Here is an 18,602-nt window from a genome sequence, read left to right as displayed (position 1 = left end):
CGCAGACCGCTATAGGCCCCGGCATGATACCGCGCGAACATCTCGGCACAGCGCCCGTCCCCGGCGGCGATGCGCTCCATCTCTATCGGCGCGGCAAGGATTTCACGATCGCGCTCGATGGCAATGACCTGATGAGCACCCGGATGAGCGGCTCCGAGGAAGCGCTTGCCGAAATGAGCTGCGACCGGCTGCGCGGCGACGCCGAAAAGGGTGGGGCCCCGCACCTGCTCATCGGCGGCTATGGCATGGGCTTTACCCTGCGCGCGGCCCTGGCGCGGCTCGGCCCGGACGCGCGCGTCACCGTCGCCGAACTGGTGCCCGAGATCATCGATTGGGCGCGCGGGCCGATGGCGGAGCTGACCGCCGGGGCGCTCGACGACCCGCGCGTCGAGCTGCGCATCACCGATGTGTCGGGCGTGATCGGCGGCGCGGCGCAATCGTTCGACGCGATATTGCTCGACGTCGACAACGGCCCCGACGGTCTGACGCGCGAGAGCAACGACCGCATCTATTCGATGGGCGGACTTGCGCGCGCGAAGGCCGCGCTGCGGCCCCGCGGACTGTTGGCGATCTGGTCTGCCGCGCCCGACGCCAAATTTTCACGCCGCCTGAAAGAATCGGGCTTCGCGGTCGAGGAAGTCGTCGTGCGGGCGCGCAGCAACGGCAAGGGGCCGCGGCACATCATCTGGTTCGCGCGTGCCCTTTGACCGGCAATGACAAGGGGTCGCAAAGCCCGGTTCGGCTGGCTATAGCCATGCGATGACCAGCCTCACCGCCACCGAAAACGCGACGATCGAACGCGCCGCCGATGCGCCGATGCTCGCGCAGGTCGAACAATGGGCGACCGTGAACAGCGGCACCGGCAACCTTGCGGGGCTCAGGACCGTCGCCGGTCATCTCGCCGATGCTTTTGCGGCGCTGCCGGGCGACATCCGCCTCGTCGCGCCCGATCCGGTCGAAAGCGTCGACGCCGCCGGCAACATCCGCACCGCGCAGCGCGGCGACCACCTCCACCTCCGCGTCCGGCCCGACGCGCCGGTCCAGTTGCTGCTGACCGGCCACATGGACACGGTATTTCCCGCCGATCATCCGTTCCAGACGCTTCAATGGCTCGAGCCCGGCGTGCTCAACGGCCCCGGCACCGCCGACATGAAGGCGGGCATTTCGGTGATCCTCGCGGCGCTGAAGGCGCTCGAAACCTCGCCGTTTGCGCCGCGCATCGGCTATGACGTGATGATCAACAGCGACGAGGAGACGGGCAGCCACGCCTCGGCCGCGCTGATCGCCGAACTCGCGAAGGGCAAGACCGCGGCGCTGACCTACGAGCCCGCATTGCCCGACGGGGGCCTTGCCGGCGCGCGGCCCGGCAGCGGCAATTTCTCGGTGATCGTCCACGGCCTGTCGGCGCACGCCGGCCGCAACCCCGAGGACGGCCGCAACGCGCTGATCGCCGCCGCCGATCTGGCGCTGCGGCTGAACGCGCTGAAATCGCCCGACCTCAAGGTCAACCCGGCGAAAATCGACGGCGGCGGCCCGAACAATGTCGTGCCCGATTCTGCGATCTTGCGCGTCAACCTGCGCCCTTCGACTCCCGAGGCGATGGCGGCGGCCGAAGCCGCGCTCCGCGACGCGGTCGCCGCAGTTTCCCGCGAGCACGACGTGCATTGCCATATCCACGGCAACTTCAACCGGCCACCCAAGCCGCTCGATCCGGCCGCGACCCGGCTGTTCGAACTGGTGCGCGACTGCGGCGCCGCGCTCGGCCTGCCGCCGATCCGCTGGAAGGCAACCGGCGGCGTCTGCGACGGCAACAATATCGCGGCATGCGGCGTGCCGGTGGTCGACACGATGGGTCCGCGCGGCGGCGCGATCCATAGCTCGGACGAATTTCTGATCGTCGACAGCCTCGCCGAACGCGCGCAGCTGTCGGCGCTGACCATGATGAGAATAGCGGAACGGGGGACTGTGTGAATTATGTGATCCGGGCGGCCAAGCCGGGCGACCTGCAGAGCATTTACGAGATGGCGAAGCTGACGGGCGGCGGCTTCACCAACCTCCCCCCCGACAAGAAGGCGCTGCGCGCCAAGCTGGAGCGTGCCGAGGCCGGATTCGCGTCGGAAAAGGAATATCCGGCCGACGAGCTGTACCTGATGGTGCTCGAGGATCTGGACAGCGGCGAGGTGCGCGGCACCTGCCAGATTTTCGGGCAGGTTGGCCAGCGCTGGCCCTTTTATTCCTATCGCATCGGCACCGACAGCAAGCATAGCGAACAGCTCGGCCGCACCTTCCACGCGCAGGTACTGATGCTGAGCAACGACCTCAACGGGTCGAGCGAGGTCGGCGGACTGTTCCTCCACCCCGCGGCGCGCGCCGGCGGGCTCGGGCTGCTGCTCGCCCGCTCGCGCTATCTGTTCATCGCACGGCACCGCGCGCGCTTCGGCGACCGCATCCTCGCCGAGCTGCGCGGGGTGATCGACGAAGCGGGCGGATCGCCCTTCTGGGACGGGGTCGCCGGCAAATTCTTCGGGATGAGTTTCCAGGAGGCGGACCAGTTCAACGCGGTCCATGGCAACCAGTTCATCGCCGACCTGATGCCCAAACACCCCGTCTATATCGCGATGCTGCCCGAAACCGCGCGCGCGGTGATCGGCGTCCCGCACCCGACCGGACGTGCGGCGATGCGGATGCTGGAGAATGAGGGCTTCGCCTTCGAAAATTATGTCGACATTTTCGACGGCGGCCCGACGATGACCGCGCGCACCGATCAGGTCGCGAGCATCCGCGATGCGAAGCATGTCGAAGTGAGCGGCATTGCCGAGGGCGGCGAGGACGCGCTGATCGCGACCGGTCAGCTGCGCGATTTCCGCTGCTGTTTCGGCACGGTCGGCGCGGGTGGGACGATCGATCCCCATGCGGCAGAGGTGCTGGGGGTCGGGGCCGGCGATCCGATCAGCTGGATCGGGAGGTAAGCCATGCTCACCGAAATCAATTTCGACGGCATCATCGGCCCGACGCACAATTATGCGGGGCTCAGCCGCGGCAATATCGCATCGGCGTCAAACGCGGGCGATGTGTCGCAGCCGCGTGCGGCGGCGTTGCAGGGCATCGAGAAGATGCGCCACAATATCGCGCTCGGGCTTCGCCAAGGCTTCTTCATGCCGCTCGACCGGCCCGACGCGCCGTGGCTCGAAACGCTGTGCACCTCGCTCGATACCGCCGAGCCGCACCTGCGCGCGCAGGCGTGGTCAGCCTCGTCGATGTGGGCCGCGAACGCCGCGACCGTCTCGCCCGCGCCCGATAGCGGCGACGGCAAATGCCACCTCACCGTCGCCAACCTCGTCACCATGCCGCACCGCAGCCATGAATGGCCGGGGACGCTGGCGCAGCTGCGCATCGCCTTCGCCGATCCGGCGTTCGCGGTGCATGGTCCGGTTCCCGCGCCGTTCGGCGACGAGGGCGCGGCGAACCATATGCGGCTCTGTTCGGGGCACGGATCGGCCGGCGTCGAAATCTTCGTTTACGGGTTGAGTGGCGGCCGCTTCCCCGCGCGCCAGCATATCGACGCATCGAAGGCGATCGCGCGCAAGCACAAGCTCGATCCCTCGCGCACGCTGTTCATCCGCCAGTCGGACACCGCGATCCAGGGCGGCGCCTTTCACAACGACGTCGTCGCGGTCGCGAACGAGCATGTGCTGTTCACGCACGAAACCGCGTTCGAGGATCGCGAAGGCGCGCACGCGCAAATCCGCGCCGCCTTCCCCGATGTCGAGATCGTCGAGGTGCCCGCGAGCGCGGTCAGCCTGCCCGAGGCGATCAAATCCTATCTGTTCAACGCCCAGCTCGTCAGCCTGCCCGATGGCGGCATGGGGCTCGTTCTCCCCACCGAAGCGCGCGAGACGCCCGCGGTCTGGACCTGGCTGGAGGCGCATGTCGCGGGCAACGGACCGATCCGCCGCCTGCTGCCGGTCGATGTCCGCCAGTCGATGGCGAACGGCGGCGGCCCCGCCTGCCTGCGCCTGCGCGTCGTCGCCGACCCGTCGACCGTCGACCCGCGCTTCCTCGCCGACCCCGCGAAGCTCGACCGGATCGCCGACGTCGTTGCCGCGCATTGGCCCGAAGCGATCGCGCCCGGCGACCTCGCCTCGACGGCGCTGGTCCGTGACGTCCAGCGCGCGCGCTCGGCGTTGCTGGAGGCGCTGGGGCTGGCGGAATTGATCTAGACGGGTTTCGACCGGAGGTTGCCGTTTGGTTCCTCCCCGTGGCGAAGCCATGGGGAGGTGGCAGCGCGAAGCGCTGACGGAGGGGCAAATGGCGCGACGTTGCCGCCCCTCCACCATCGCCTGCGGCGACGGTCCCCCTCCCCATCGCTGCGCGACAGGGAGGATATTCCTTTCTTCGTCATCCCGGACTTGATCCGGGATCCATCGCGGCGTTGAAGTCGTGGACCCCGGATCAAGTCAGGGGTGACGAATGTCTCGAATCCACCCCAATGCAGACACCACCCTCAAATAAGCCTTTCCTACATTATCCTGCCGTGCCAGCCTTCATCTGGCTCTTTCATTCGGTGAAGAAAGGCGGTCGCGGTCCGGCTTGCAGGCGCGGCCGCGGCGAGACATGCGAGATGCGTTCGCCCCCCCTTCCAAACCGGCGATGCAATGGACTGAACTTTCCTGAACTTTGGAATTCGGGACACGATGACGAACGAACGCAGGACAGCTTCCCATTCCAATCCGAACCGCCCCTTCCCTCCTCTGTCGGGTTAATTTACAGTTTACCATAAGCCCGGCGCGCCGAATCAAGGATTTGCGCCACTGGCACATCCCTTGCTTCGGGAGATGGTGATGCTGAAAAAAATCGGTCGCCTGTTCGTCATCAAGACCCGCTTCGAAGCGTGCCTCATCATTTATGCCCTTGCCGTCGGCGCCATGGCACGCGGCATGGCGTATATCGACCATTATCCGGGGGTCGGCGGCAAGCTGCTGCTGCTCGCCTGCACCGGCTCGGTCTTCCTTGCCGGCGGGAAGATCTTCGACTGCCTGCGCTACGAAAAGGCGGCCGAGGCGGCGAAGGTGGCCGATTGAGGCGGCGGACTTTCGTCCGTCACCAGTTTGTGCCAAGGCCGATCGCATGAGCAGGATCGGCGGGCGTCCCGAAATCAGCACCCAGCATGTCTATGGCCTTACGCTGCGCGTCGCGCGCTGGCGGGCGGGTGCGTCCGGAACGCCGCTGCTGTTCCTTAACGGCATCGGCGCCGACATCGCCGCCGCCGCACCGCTGCTCGCGCAGATTCACGGCCGCGAGGTGTGGACGCTCGACATGCCGGGGGTCGGTGGGTCGCCCGACGCGATCCTGCCCTATAACGCGCCGACGATGGCGGCCATCGTAATGGAGATCGCCGACCGGTTCGATCAAGCACAGATCGACCTTGCGGGATTCAGTTGGGGCGGCGCGCTGGCCCAGCAAATCGCGGTGCAGTTTCCGGGCCGTATCCGGCGGATGGTCCTGATGGCGACGACGCCGTCGGTCGGCGCGCCCGGCATCGGCTGGGCGGCGCTGCTCGACGACGATATGCTCGCAAGCGGGCTCAAGCTGCCAACCGCAACCCCGCTGGGCCTCACCTATCAGACCATGGCGATGGCGGGCTGGACGAGCGCGGCGATGCTGCCGCACCTCAAGAACACGCCCGTCCTCATCCTGATGGGCGAACGCGACGGCGTCGTCCCCGCGGGCCATGGGCAGGCGATCGCCGACCTGATCGACGGTGCGGTGCTGGAAGTGGTGCCGGGATCGCACCTCTTCCCCTTCACCCACGCCGCGAAGATCGCGACGCGGATCAGCGAGTTTCTGGATCGGCCGGACGCGGCACAAGCTGCCGCTTGAGGAAATCGTCGATCGCCGCGGCGGTTTCGTCGGGCGCTTCCTCCATCGGCAGATGACCGATGCCGTCCAGCAGCACGACCTCCGACCCCTCGATGCGTTCGTGGAAGGTCTGTGCGGCGGTCGGGTTGATCAGCCGGTCCTTCTTGCCGAACAGGATCAATGTCGGCGCGGTGATCGCGCTCACCTGGCTCGCCATCGCGGGCTGGCGGTCCATCCGCGCGCGCAGCACCGTCGCCTCGCGGTTGCCGGGGAAGCGCAGCAACTCCCAATAGCGATCGATCATCGCGTCATCGACGATATCCTGCTTCTCGATCGATCCGCGCAGCGATTCCTCGACGAGCGAACGCGGCGTGATCTGTGTCGCGAGCCAGCGGCCGATGGGATATTGGAGGACGCGGAAGCCGACGTTCGACGGCGGCGCCTTTTCGCCCTTGCGCAGCGGCATTCCCGCGGCGTCGATCAGCAGCAGCGCGTCGATCCGCTCGGGCCGCGCCAGCGCATAGCGCCATGCGACCCAGCCGCCCATCGAATTGCCGCCGATGCTGAAATGGTCGAGCGCCAGCTTCGCCATCACGACATCGACCGCCGCCATCATGCCGTCGGCGCTGTAATCGGTGTCGGGGGTGGCGCCGGTGAGCCCATGCCCCGGCAGGTCGAGCGTCACGATGCGGTAGGTGCCTCCAAGCCGCTTCACCAGCGGCTCCCACGTCTGAAGGCTGGCGTTCGAGCCGTGGAGCAGCAGCAGCACCGGCCCGTCGCGCTTGCCCTGATCGCGGTAGTGGACGCGCTGTCCCGCCGGCCCCGCAGCGAAGGCGGCGCCCGGCCCGCCATATTTGGCGATCATCGCGTCGCGGTCGGTGTCGGGGGTACGCAGAACGAGGAAGGCGACGACGATCGCGAGCAGCAGGCCGAGCGGGATCAGGACGCGCTTGCGACGGAACAGCGGACGCCGCGGCGGCAACGGTTCGAAATCATCCTCGTCGATCGTTTGCATATGCCCCCCTCCGAGCATGCGGACCCTAGCTCCGATGCCCGTCCCGTCAATCCACCCTATTGGTGAATCGGGCGGCGGAAGGTTTCGGGCAGGAACAACAGGCCGACGACGACGGTCGATGCCGCGACGATGACCGGATACCAGAGGCCGTAATAGACATTGCCCGTCGCCGCGACCATTGCGAAGGTGGTCGTCGGCAGAAAGCCGCCGAACCAGCCATTGCCGATATGATAGGGCAGCGACATCGCGGTATAGCGGATGCGGCTGGGAAAGAGCTCGACCAGAAGCGCCGCGATCGGGCCGTAGACCATCGTCACCAACAGCACGAGCCAGAAGAGAATTGCGACGACGAGCGGCTTGTTCATCGCGGCGGGAGCGGCCTTTTCGGGGTAGCCCGCGGCGGCGGTCGCGGCGGCGAGCTCCTTGCGGAACGCCTCGGCCGCGCCCGCGCGATCCTCCTCGGCAAGGCGCCAGGGATCCGGCGCGATCAGGATTCTCTTGCCGACCCAGACGTCGGCGCCCTCGCCCGTGATCCGCTCGCGCGTCACGCTTGTATAGCTCACCCCCGCCCTCGCCAGCGCCGACTTGGCGATGTCGCAGCCGGTGCTTTCGAACTTGTTCTTGCCGACCGGATCGAACTGGAAGGCGCACGAGCCGGGATCGGCGGTGACGGTTACCGCCGCGGCCTCCTGCGCCTTTGCCATCGCCGGATTGGCGGCGGTGGTGAGAAGCTGGAAGGTGGGAAAATAGGTGAGTGCGGCGAGCGCGCAGCCCGCGAGGATGATCGGCTTGCGTCCGATCCGGTCGCTCAGCCAGCCGAACAGGATGAAGAAGGGGGTGCCGAGCGCCAGCGCGATGGCGATCAGGATGTTCGCCGTCGCACCGTCGACCTTCAGCGTCTTCTCGAGGAAGAAGAGCGCATAGAATTGCCCCGCGTACCAGACCACCGCCTGCCCCGCGACCGCGCCGAACAGCGCAACGAGCACCCATTTGAGGTTCGCCCAGCGGCCGAAGGCTTCTGTCAGAGGTGCCTTGGAGGTCGTCCCTTCCTCCTTCATCTGCCTGAAGACCGGGCTTTCCTCGAGTTGGAGGCGGATCCAGAGCGAGACGCCGAGCAGCACGATCGAGATCAGGAAGGGAATGCGCCAGCCCCAGTCGGCAAACGCCTGTTCGCCCATCGCCGAGCGCGCCGCGATGACGACGAGCAGCGCCGCGAACAGCCCGAGCGTCGCTGTCGTCTGGATGAAGCTGGTGAAGAGCCCGCGTTTCCCCTCGGGCGCGTGCTCGGCGACGTAAGTGGCGGCCCCGCCATATTCGCCGCCGAGCGCGAGCCCCTGGAGCAGGCGGAGGCCGATGAGCATCGCCGGGGCCGCGGTACCGATCGAGGCATAGGTTGGCAGCAAGCCGACGAGAAATGTCGAGAGGCCCATCAGGCCCATGGTGACGAGAAAGGTGTTCTTGCGCCCGACGAGGTCGCCGATGCGCCCGAAGACGAGCGCGCCGAACGGTCTTACGGCGAAACCCGCCGCGAACGCCGCGAGCGCGAAAATGAAGCCGGTCGTCTCGTTGACGCCCGAAAAAAATTTCGCCGAGATGATCGTCGCGAGCAGGCCGTAGAGGTAGAAATCATACCATTCGAAGATCGTGCCGAGCGACGAGGCAAGGATGACCTTGCGCTCGCTCTGGCCGCTATCGATGGGTGAGGCTACCCCTGCGTCCGTCATTCGCTACCCCCTCGCCCAATTATGGCGCGAAGGGTACCCGGTCGCGGACTTCGGTCAATGGCGCAGATGCACCAACCCCACAACTTCGTCATTGCGAGCGAAGCGAAGCAATCCAGAGCGGTTTAAGCCACCCTAGATTGCTTCGTCGCTACGCTCCTCGCATTGACGAGGGTTTTCGTATCAACCGACGCGCTTGACCGCGCCCTTGTGCGCACCGACACTCTTGTTGCGCGGGCGGAAGCGGCGTTTGCGCTGACCTTCCGCCCCCTCGCCGCCGCCTGCAGCACCGTCACGGCGCGGACCGCGATCACCACGGGGCTTGTTCGCGTCGCGACCCCGCAAGGCTTCGTCGCGCTGGCGCTGCGGGTTGCGGCCCTGGCTGCCGGTGTCGCGCGGCGGCTGCGCCGGCTTGGGCAGGTTGCGCACCAGCTCGTTGAAATTCTCGGGCAGCGGCATCGGCTCGGACTTCGACCGCGTGACGCGCTCGATGTCGCGCATGTACGGACGCTCGTCGGGGGCAATGAAGCTGATCGCCTTGCCTTCGGCGCCGGCGCGCGCGGTGCGGCCGATGCGGTGGACATATTGTTCGGGCACGTTGGGGATCTCGAAATTGATCACATGGCTGACCCCCGACACGTCGATGCCGCGCGCGGCGATGTCGGTCGCGACGAGCAGCTTGATGTCGCCCGAGCGGAAGGCCTGCAGCGCGTGGGTGCGCTGCGACTGGCTCTTGTTGCCATGGATTGCCATCGCCTTGATGCCCGCACCCGCGAGGTGGCGCACGACGCGGTCGGCGCCATGCTTGGTGCGGGTGAAGATGAGCGCGCGGTCGATGTCTTCGCGGGCAATGACCGAATGGAGCAGCGCCTGCTTTTCCTTCTGTTCGACGAAGGTCGAATATTGGCTGATCTTTTCGACCGTGGTCGCGGCCGGCGTCACCGATACGGTGACCGGATCCTCGAGGAACTGTTCGGCCAGATGCGCGATCTCCTTCGGCATCGTTGCCGAGAAGAAGAGGTTCTGGCGGCGCGACGGCAGCAGCTTGGCGATACGGCGCAGCGAGTGGATGAAACCCATGTCCATCATCTGGTCGGCCTCGTCGAGAACGAAGATTTCGACATCGTCGAGGCGCAGCGCGCGCTGGTCGATCAGGTCGAGCAGGCGGCCCGGGGTGGCGACGAGGATGTCGACGCCCTGCGCCAGGTCGCGGATCTGCTTGTTGATCGGCACGCCGCCGAACACGGTCGAGACGCGCAGCTTGGTGAAGCGGCCATAGTCGCGGCAGCTCTGCGCGATCTGCGCCGCGAGTTCACGCGTCGGCGCGAGGACGAGCATCCGGCAGCTGCGCGGATTGGCGCGGTGCGGATAGGTCAGCAGATGATGGATCGACGGCAGCGAGAAGCCGGCGGTCTTGCCGGTGCCGGTCTGCGCGATACCGCACAGGTCGCGGCCCTTCATCAGCGGCGGGATCGCCTGCACCTGGATCGGGGTGGGGACGGTATAATCCTTGGCGGCGAGCGCGCGATTGATGTCGGCGTGCAGGCCAAAGTCGTTGAAAGACGTCATAAAATACTCACATAGGGCGACGCGCAGGCGCATCCGTTCGCATCGAACGGACGGCGCACGGCCGCGGGTTCGAAACGACCCGCGTGAAAGGGTGCCTCAAGGGGACAAAGCGCTGGTCCGGCTCGCCCGCGCCTGAAAATGGACGGGAAATCACGCTGCCGGTGGTTGCGGCGGGGAAACCCGCCATGCTGCGCTGCACAACATATGGCATAGCGTGCGCAATTTTGCAAGCCGGTTACGAATGTTAGTGTCGCTACGCCTTGTCGCCGCCCTTTTCTTTCGTCATCAAACGCGATGGAGGGAGAGCGATATGGCCGAAAAGATCATCGTCATCGACGAGGGCACGACCTCGACCCGCACCATGCTGTTCGATGCCGATGGCACCCCGCTCGGCAGCGCGCAGCGCGAGTTTCGCCAGCATTATCCCGGCCCCGGCCTGGTCGAGCATGATGCGGCCGAAATCTGGACTGCCACGCTCGACTGCACGCGCGACATCGTCGAGCAGGCGGGCGGGGCGCATCAAGTGGCCGCGATCGGTATCACCAACCAGCGCGAGACCGTGGTGTTCTGGGACCGCAAGACCGGCGAACCGCTCGCCCCGGCGATCGTCTGGCAGGACCGTCGCACCGCCACCGACTGTGCGGCGCTGAAGGAAGCGGGGCACGAGGCGGCGGTGCAGGCGAAGAGCGGCCTGCTGCTCGATCCCTATTTTTCGGGCAGCAAGATCGGCTGGGCGCTGAAGCATTGGCCGCAGCTTCGCGATGCCGGCGACCGGCTCGCGGTCGGGACGATCGAATCCTACCTCGTCTTCCGGCTGACCGGCGGCATCCACGTCACCGACGCGACGAACGCCTCGCGCACGCTGTTGATGGACATCAACGGCGCGGGCGGCTGGGACGCCGATCTGTGCGGCCTGCTCGGCGTGCCAATGGGCCTGCTTCCCGAAATCGCCGGCTGCACCACCGCCGTCGGGACGACCGACCCCGACCTGTTCGGCGGCCCGATCGCAATCAGCGGCATGGCGGGCGACCAGCAGGCGGCGACGATCGGGCAGGCGTGCCTGTCGCCGGGGCAGACCAAGGCGACCTTCGGCACCGGCGCCTTCATCCTGTCGGCCAGCGGGCGCGAGCGGCCGGTGTCGACGAACCGCCTGCTCGCCACGATATTGGTGCAGGAGGGCGACGCGCGCTCCTATGCGCTCGAGGGATCGGTGTTCGTCGCGGGGAGCCTGATCAAATGGTTGCGCGACGGGCTCGGCCTGCTCGCGAGCGCGGGCGAGAGCGAGGGGCTCGCGCGGTCGGTTCTCGACAATGGCGGAGTTTATCTGGTTCCCGCCCTCTCCGGTCTCGGCGCGCCGCACTGGCGACCCGATGCGCTGGCGGCGCTGTCGGGGCTGAGCTTTGCGAGCACCAAGGCGCATGTCGCTCGCGCCGCGCTCGAGGCGCAGGCGTATCAGGCTTATGACCTGAAATCGGCCTTCGCCGCCGACGGGGTCGACTGGGCCGAGCTGCGGATCGATGGCGGTATGGCGGCGAACGACTGGATGGCGCAGGACCTGGCGGACATTCTGGACATCGCGGTAGAGCGGCCCGGCTTCGTCGAAAGCACCGCGCTGGGCGCGGCGATGCTGGCAGCAACTGGCGCGGGGCTCTATCCCGACCTGGCCAGTGCCGCCGCCGCGATGCGCGGCACCGCGACGCGCTTCACGCCCGCGCTGGAGGCCGACAAACGCAAAACGCGCCTTGCCGGCTGGCAAAGCGCGCTTGCAAAAGTCCTCGGCTGAGGAAGCGAATTAGCGCTTGAGGGTGAGGCCACCGAAGCGCTTGTTGAACTTCGCAACCTGGCCGCCCGCGTCGAGCATACGGCCCGTGCCGCCGGTCCACGCCGGGTGCGCCGTCGGGTCGATTTCGAGCGTCATCACGTCGCCCTCTTTGCCCCAGGTCGAGCGCGTCTGATATTCGGTGCCATCGGTCATCTTGACCGTGATCATGTGATAGTCGGGGTGAATGTCTTTTTTCATGTCCTGGCTCCTGTGCCGCCGGTTACCGACCGGCGACTGAGTCGATGCTGTCCCCGTCACGGGGCCCGCGAAGCGGCGTCCCCTAACGGCGAATCTTGGAAATTGCAACACCTACGCTCGTCATCCCGGACCTGATCCGGGATCCATCGCAGGCGTTGAAGTTGTGGACCGCGGATCAAGTCCGGGGTGGCGAAAGGAGGTATCCCTCAGTCGCTCGGCGGATCGGCGATCATCGCGGTGAACTGGCACTCGGTCGCCAGTTGGCCGTCCAGCATCGCCTTGCCCTCGAACTTGCAGATGTTCCGCTTCGCCTGAAGGATGGTGACGTGCAGGTCGAGCAAATGCCCCGGCTCCACGGGCTTGCGGAATTTCACCCCGTCGATGCCCATGAAATAGACGAGCTTGCCCGATCCCGCGAGGCCGAGCGATTCGATCGCGAGCACGCCGCCCGCCTGCGCCAGCGCCTCGACGATGAGGACGCCGGGCATGATCGGCCGGCCGGGGAAATGCCCCTGGAAAAAGGGCTCGTTCATCGTCACCGCCTTGACCGCGTGGATCGAGGTGTCCTTCACCATCGAAACCACCCGGTCGACGAGCAGCATCGGATACCGATGCGGGAGCAGGCTCAGGATCCGGCGGATATCCACCGGACCCAGAGTTTCGCCCGCGTTTTCCCCGTCCGCCATTTGACTTAGCGGGTCGTCGGCGCGCTGCCGGTCGGCGCAGCGGGAGCTGCGCCCGGCTGCGCGTTGCGCGCGGCGTCCATCAGCTGCTGGTTGCGCTGCTGGACGAGCTGGCCGGGCTGGTAGCCGGCGGGAACCGTGATCGACACGTTCGGCAGCAGGCGGTTGATTTCGGCGACGACAGCGTCGGTGATGTCGACGTTGTTTTCGCGCGCGAGGACGGCTTCGGGGTTGACCAGCAGGTCGACCTTCTTCGCGGTCATCGCGGCCTTGATCGCTTCGTTCATGCGAACGCTGATCTGGTCCTCGACATAGGCGACGGCCAGGTCGATCGGCGCACTGATGCGCTGCAATTCGGCCGTCGCGGCCTGGCGCTTGTCCTGCACGGCCTTCGCGGCGGCCTGGAGCGCGGCCTGGTTCTGCGGGGTCTTCTTCGCTTCTTCGTTATATTTGGCGACGAGGACGTTGAGTTCGGCCTGCAGCGTCTGGCCGCGGGTTTCCTGCTGGTCGATCTGCGCCTTGTAGGTCGTCTGGATCTGCTGCGAGGCGACGGTGAAGGCGTTCGACCTGGCGGCGGCGGCGCGAAGGTCGGCGACGGCGACGGCCTTCGCCTGCGCCGCGGCGGGAACGGCGACGATGGGCGAAACCGACAGCGCGGCAATGGCGAGCGCCGAGGCGGTGAAAATTTTCTTCATCAGAATTGGGTTCCTACGTTGAATGAGAAGCGTTTGGTATCGTCACCCTCTTCTTTGCGGAGGGCGTAGGCGAAGTCGATGCGGAAGGGCCCGAACGGCGAGTTCCAGTTGACCCCGGCGCCGATCGCCACGCGCGGCATCCAGGTGTTCCCGTAGAAACGCTCTTCGAACGGCGGGAGCGGCGAGAAGCCGTTCGCAACGTCGCAGGTCGAATAGAGCGGCGTCGTGCTGCCGGCCGTCAGGGTCGCGAAGGTCGTCTGGCCAGTTGTCGAGTTACGGCATTTCCACTTGGTCAGGCCGTCCGACGGATCCTTGAAATCGGCGAGCGTCGTCAGCGTCGGGCGCTTCACGCTCCACACCGACCCGACGTCGAGGAACACCGACGGACGCAGCCCGAGTTCCTTGGCGCCGGTGCCCAGCGGAATGTCCATCTCGATCCGGCCCTGATAATAGGCGCGGCCGCCGAGGGCGTCGTCGATCAGGTTGTTGCGGTTGCCGAGGTCGTCGTTGAGCACGGGGTTGGCCGGGTCGGCCAGGTCGACGTCGGTGAAGCGGATCACGCGCGGACCGATGCCGCGGATGTCGAAGCCGCGCATCTGCGGTTCGCCGAGGAAGAAGCGGTCGGTCAGGCGGACCTTGTCGCTCGTCGGGCTCGGGGCATTGCCGAACGGATAGATATAGCCACCCTCGGCCGAGATGTTCAGGATGAAGCGGCTGCCAAGGTTGAAGTGCTTCGATCCCGACAGGCGCGTGCGGACATATTTGACGCTGCCGCCGAGGCCGGCAAAATCCTGGCTGAGCGACAGCGACTGGCCGCGCGTCGGGCGCAGCCGGTTGTCGCGGTCGTCATAGGCGAGCGTGAAGCCGACGAGCGAGGTCGTCCGCGTGCCGATCGCGTCGCACAGATAGCGGCCCGCGACGAGCGGATCGCACTGACCGCCGAAATAGTAGAGATTCTTGTCGAGCGTCACATCGTCATAGTTCAGGCTGTAGCGCCCGAAGAAGGACATGAACTCGGTCAGCGGCACGCCGACGTTGACCTGGAAACCCGTCGTCGTCTGCTCGAACGTCGTTTCGCGGTCGTTGTTGATGAAGTTGAACGAGTTGAGGTCGCGGCGATAGACGCTGCCGCCGATCGAGATATTGCGGTCGAACAGATAGGGCTCGGTAAAGCCGAGCTCGATCGATTTCGAATAGCTCGAATAGTTGACCGACGCCTGCAGCTGCTGGCCGAGGCCGCGGAAGTTGCGCTGGCGGATCGAGGCCTGGAGCAGGAAGCTTTCGATCGACGAGAAGCCCGCCGACAGCGACAGCTCGCCGGTCGGCTTTTCCTCGACGTTGGTTTCGAGGATAATGCGGTCGGGGGTCGTCCCTTCCTTGCGCTCGATCTCCAGATTCTCCTGGAAATAGCCGAGGCTGTTGATGCGGTTCTCGGTGCGCTTGACGCCGAAGCTGTTGAAGGCGTCGCCTTCGTTGAGGCGGAATTCGCGGCGCACCACCTTGTCGTGGGTCAATGTGTTGCCGTTGACGTCGATCCGTTCGACATAGGTGCGCGGGCTTTCGCCGACATCGAAGGTGATGTCCATCGTGCGCGCTTCGGGATCGCGGCGAAAATCGGGATTGATGTCCGCGAAGGCATAGCCGAACAGGCCGGCCGTCTCGCTGAGGCTTTCGACCGTATCCTCGACTTGCTTCGCATTGTACCAGTCGCCGGTCTTCATCGGCAGCAGTTTCTGCAACATCTCCGGCTTGAAGTCGCGCAGGTCGCTCTTCACGTCGACCTTGCCGAACTTGTAGCGTTCGCCTTCCTCGACCACATAGGTGATGATGAAGTCCTGCTTGTTGCTCGTCAGCTCGGCGACCGCCGAGATGACGCGGAAGTCGGCATAGCCGTTCTGCAGGTAGAAGAGACGCAGCTTCTGCTGGTCGTAGGCGAGGCGATCGGGGTCGTAGCTGGTGTTCGACGACAGGATCGTGAGCAGCCCCGACTCCTTGGTCGCCATCTCGTCCTTGAGATCGCCGTCGCTGAACTTCTCGTTGCCGATGATGTTGATCTGGCGAACCTTCGACTTCGGCCCCTCGTTGATCTCGAACACCACGTCGACGCGGTTCTGGTCGAGCTGGACCATCTTCGGATCGACGGTCGCTGCAAAGCGGCCCTGCCGCTTGTAGAGCTCGATGATGCGCGCGACGTCGGCGCGGACCTTCGACCGGGTGAAGATCTGGCGCGGCGCAAGCTTGATCTCGGGCCGGATCTTATCTTCCTTCAGGCGCTTGTTGCCTTCCAGGATGACGCGGTTGATCACCGGGTTTTCGGCGACCTGGATCGTCAGCGCGCCATTGTCGTCGCTGATCTGATAATCCTTGAACAGCTCGGTCGCGGCGAGATCCTTGAGCGCCTGGTCGAGCACCGAACGGTCATAGCTCTGGCCGACGCGCAGGCGCAGGTACGACAGGATCGTCTGCGCCTCGAGGCGCTGGTTGCCGACGATATTGATCGACTTGATCGTCGCGGCGGTCGGCGCGGCTTCACCCGACGGCGCGGGCACGCTCGATGCGGGGACGGTGGGCGGTGCGACCTGGGCGGCGGCGGCAACAGGCCATGCCAGCATGGTTCCCGCCATAAACAACGCCGACCGCTGCGCCCGGCGCTTGAAATTCTGTGATGCCACGCTGTTCATCCCGCAAAACTAACTCAAAAGCGACCAACCCGCTTCCCCGCAGGTTGGCGCGCACTCCCTGCCCCAGTCCGGCTATCCAATCAAGCGCGCGATCCGGTCCCAAAGGCCGAATGAGCCCAAATCATTGAAAGTTACGACCAGCATCAGCGATACGATCGCGGCAAAGCCGAATCGAAACGCCCATTCCTGCGCCTGTGCGGGCGCGGGCCGGCGTCTGATCGCCTCATAGGCATAGAAAAGCAAATGGCCGCCATCGAGCATCGGCAATGGCAAGAGATTTATGAACCCCAGATTGATGGAAATCAGCGCGGCGAGGTAGATCAGCGCCTCCGGCCCCATGCTCGCCGCCTCGCCCGAAACCTGTGCGATCTTGAGCGGGCCGCTCAAGTCCTTCACCGAACGGTTGCCGGTGAGCAACTGGCCAAGCACTTCGCCGGTCTGGCGGATGATCTGGCCGGTCTGGCGCATCGCGACCAGCGGCGCTTCGGCCAGCGGCATCTTTTCGAACACCACCTTGCCGGGCGAGACGCCGATCAGCGCGCGCTCGAACTCCTTGCCGAACTGGTCCTTCTCGCGGACAAGGCGCGGCGTGACGCGAAAGACCTGCTCGGCGCCGCCACGCTCGATGCGGACCGCCATCGTCTCGCCGGGGCGATGGGCGACGGTCATCGGGATATCCATGAAGACATCGATCTGCCGGCCGTCGATCGAGACGATCCGGTCGCCGGAACGAAGGCCTGCGGCTTCGGCTGCCGAACCCGCCTGCACCGAGCCGACGATGGGCGGGCTGGTCGGCGTTCCGACGAAACCCGCAAAACCTGCGAGGATCAGGATCGCGAACAGGAAGTTGGTGACCGGACCCGCTGCCACGATCAGCGCACGCTTCCAGACCGGCTGCGCCGGAAAGGTATGCGACCGTTCGGCGGCGGGCAGCGATTGCCATTCGGCATTGGGCTGGCTCACCGCGTCGCGGTCGCCCGCGAACTGGACGTAGCCGCCGAGCGGCAGCCAGCCGATCTTCCACTCGGTCCCGCGCTTGTCGGTCCAGCCGAGAATCTTTCGTCCGAAGCCGATCGAGAAGGCATCGGCCTTCACCCCGCACCAGCGGCCGACGATATAATGCCCATATTCGTGGACGAAGACGAGCGGCCCGAGGACAAGCAGGAAACCGACGAAATAGAGCCACACCGGCACGTTATGCATGTTCGTAATGGTCCACAAAATGCTGCGCAGCCGCGCGGGATGCGGCATCGACGCTGAATATGTCCTGAAGCGACGCCGGCACTGCGGGCGCGTCTGCATCGATCACCCGGCGCACCGTATCGACGATCGCGGGGAAGGAGATGCGTCCGGCAAGGAACGCCGCGACCGCGACTTCGTTGGCGGCGTTGAGCTGCGCCGGGCGGGCGCCGCCCTCTGCGATTGCCCCGCGGCACAGTGCGGTCGCGGGAAAACGCTCCTCGTCGGGCGCCTCGAAGTCGAGCCGCGCGAGGCTGGCAAGGTCGAGCGGCGCGCATGGCGTCGCCATCCGCTGCGGCCAGGCGAGCGCGCTCGCGATCGGTATCCGCATATCGGGCGACCCGAGCTGCGCAAGGGTCGAGCAATCGACATATTCGACGAGACTGTGGATCACCGACTGCGGATGGACGAGGATTTCGATCCGGTCGAGTCCGACGGGGAAAAGATGATGCGCCTCGATCAGTTCAAGCCCCTTGTTCATCATCGTCGCCGAATCGACGCTGATCTTCGCGCCCATCGACCAGTTGGGATGCGCGACCGCCTGCGCCGGGGTGACGGTCCGCATCTCCTCGGCGCTCCTGGTGCGGAAGGGTCCGCCGCTCGCGGTCAGGATGATCCGGCGCACCTGCTCGATACGGCCGCCCGCAAGGCACTGGAAGATCGCATTATGCTCGCTGTCGATCGGCAGGATCGTCGCGCCCGATTTGCGCGCTGCCGCGATCATCAGTTCGCCCGCCGACACCAAAGATTCCTTGTTGGCAAGCGCGACGTCATGGCCCGCTTCGAGCGCGGCCATCGTCGGGGCGAGTCCCGCCGTGCCGACGATCGCCGCGAGAACCAGATCGGTCGGCCGGGTCGCCGCTTCGGTCAACGCCGCCGTCCCCGCCGCGACGCCGATATTCGTGCCGGCGAGGGCCTGCTTCAGCGCATCATATCGGGCCTCGTCGGCGACCACGACGAGCTCGGGACGGAATTCGAGCGCCAGCCGCGCGAGTTCGTCGACGTCGCTGTTCGCTGTCAGCACATCGACCCGCCACGCCTCGCGATCGCGGCGGACGAGATCGAGGGTCGATTGCCCGACCGATCCCGTGGCGCCGAACAAGGAAAGGCGGCGCGTCAT

The 18,602-nt window shown here is 66.0% G+C and carries 16 protein-coding genes; 7 read left to right on the top strand and 9 right to left on the bottom strand.

The window, feature by feature from the left end; all coding sequences use genetic code 11:
- Positions 1–23: 23 nt before the first annotated feature.
- From ATE64_RS14425 to ATE64_RS14400, 6 genes are all read left to right on the top strand, one after another.
- Positions 24–707, top strand: a complete 684-nt coding sequence (locus ATE64_RS14425) for a spermidine synthase (RefSeq protein WP_058457610.1) — start codon at positions 24–26, stop codon at positions 705–707.
- A gap of 52 nt (positions 708–759) precedes the next feature.
- On the top strand, positions 760–1,971 hold the full coding sequence (locus ATE64_RS14420) for a hydrolase (protein WP_058457597.1): 1,212 nt from the start codon (positions 760–762) through the stop codon (positions 1,969–1,971).
- Complete coding sequence (locus ATE64_RS14415; RefSeq protein WP_058457598.1) at positions 1,968–2,969, top strand: arginine N-succinyltransferase; 1,002 nt, start codon at positions 1,968–1,970, stop codon at positions 2,967–2,969. The genes ATE64_RS14420 and ATE64_RS14415 overlap by 4 nt, the downstream gene beginning before the upstream one ends.
- Positions 2,970–2,972: 3 nt before the next feature.
- Positions 2,973–4,220 carry an N-succinylarginine dihydrolase gene (locus tag ATE64_RS14410; protein WP_058457599.1) on the top strand — a complete coding sequence of 416 codons (1,248 nt, stop codon included), beginning with the start codon at positions 2,973–2,975 and terminating at the stop codon, positions 4,218–4,220.
- A 621-nt stretch (positions 4,221–4,841) separates the two neighbouring features.
- Complete coding sequence (locus tag ATE64_RS14405) at positions 4,842–5,081, top strand: hypothetical protein (protein WP_058457611.1); 240 nt, start codon at positions 4,842–4,844, stop codon at positions 5,079–5,081.
- 46 nt (positions 5,082–5,127) lie between these two features.
- Positions 5,128–5,880, top strand: coding sequence for an alpha/beta fold hydrolase (locus ATE64_RS14400; protein WP_058457600.1), 753 nt, complete (start codon positions 5,128–5,130; stop codon positions 5,878–5,880).
- Here ATE64_RS14400 and ATE64_RS14395 read toward each other — a convergent pair.
- From ATE64_RS14395 to ATE64_RS14385, 3 genes are all read right to left on the bottom strand, one after another.
- Positions 5,834–6,874 (bottom strand): alpha/beta hydrolase, encoded by a 1,041-nt coding sequence (locus ATE64_RS14395; RefSeq protein WP_058457601.1) that lies wholly within the window; start codon positions 6,872–6,874, stop codon positions 5,834–5,836. The two genes, ATE64_RS14400 and ATE64_RS14395, sit on opposite strands and share 47 nt — an antisense overlap.
- A 56-nt stretch (positions 6,875–6,930) precedes the next feature.
- Positions 6,931–8,598 (bottom strand): MFS transporter, encoded by a 1,668-nt coding sequence (locus ATE64_RS14390; RefSeq protein ID WP_058457602.1) that lies wholly within the window; start codon positions 8,596–8,598, stop codon positions 6,931–6,933.
- Positions 8,599–8,778: 180 nt separating this feature from the next.
- Positions 8,779–10,164, bottom strand: a complete 1,386-nt coding sequence (locus ATE64_RS14385; RefSeq protein ID WP_058457603.1) for a DEAD/DEAH box helicase — start codon at positions 10,162–10,164, stop codon at positions 8,779–8,781.
- 310 nt (positions 10,165–10,474) lie between these two features.
- On the opposite strand from ATE64_RS14385, the gene ATE64_RS14380 reads away from it, so the two are divergent.
- Entirely contained in the window at positions 10,475–11,947 is a 1,473-nt protein-coding gene (locus tag ATE64_RS14380; RefSeq protein ID WP_058457604.1) for a glycerol kinase, read from the top strand.
- 9 nt (positions 11,948–11,956) lie between these two features.
- Here the strand turns inward: ATE64_RS14380 and rpmE are convergent, their stop codons facing one another.
- From rpmE to ATE64_RS14350, 6 genes are all read right to left on the bottom strand, one after another.
- A complete protein-coding gene (gene rpmE / locus ATE64_RS14375; protein ID WP_058457605.1) occupies positions 11,957–12,184 on the bottom strand; it encodes a 50S ribosomal protein L31 in 228 nt (75 codons plus the stop codon).
- Between the two features lie 206 nt (positions 12,185–12,390).
- Positions 12,391–12,870, bottom strand: coding sequence for a 3-hydroxyacyl-ACP dehydratase FabZ (gene fabZ / locus ATE64_RS14370; protein WP_058457606.1), 480 nt, complete (start codon positions 12,868–12,870; stop codon positions 12,391–12,393).
- 5 nt (positions 12,871–12,875) lie between these two features.
- A complete protein-coding gene (locus ATE64_RS14365; protein WP_058457607.1) occupies positions 12,876–13,562 on the bottom strand; it encodes an OmpH family outer membrane protein in 687 nt (228 codons plus the stop codon).
- Complete coding sequence (gene bamA, locus ATE64_RS14360) at positions 13,562–16,243, bottom strand: outer membrane protein assembly factor BamA (RefSeq protein WP_058457608.1); 2,682 nt, start codon at positions 16,241–16,243, stop codon at positions 13,562–13,564. The genes ATE64_RS14365 and bamA overlap by 1 nt, the downstream gene beginning before the upstream one ends.
- Before the next feature lie 72 nt (positions 16,244–16,315).
- Complete coding sequence (rseP, locus tag ATE64_RS14355; protein ID WP_058457609.1) at positions 16,316–17,446, bottom strand: RIP metalloprotease RseP; 1,131 nt, start codon at positions 17,444–17,446, stop codon at positions 16,316–16,318.
- Positions 17,439–18,602 carry a 1-deoxy-D-xylulose-5-phosphate reductoisomerase gene (locus ATE64_RS14350; RefSeq protein WP_058800173.1) on the bottom strand — a complete coding sequence of 388 codons (1,164 nt, stop codon included), beginning with the start codon at positions 18,600–18,602 and terminating at the stop codon, positions 17,439–17,441. Before ATE64_RS14350 ends, rseP begins: the two co-directional genes overlap by 8 nt.

This window comes from Sphingopyxis sp. H073 (assembly GCF_001468395.1).
Lineage (GTDB): Bacteria > Pseudomonadota > Alphaproteobacteria > Sphingomonadales > Sphingomonadaceae > Sphingopyxis.
This window is presented reverse-complemented; position numbering and strand designations above follow the sequence as displayed.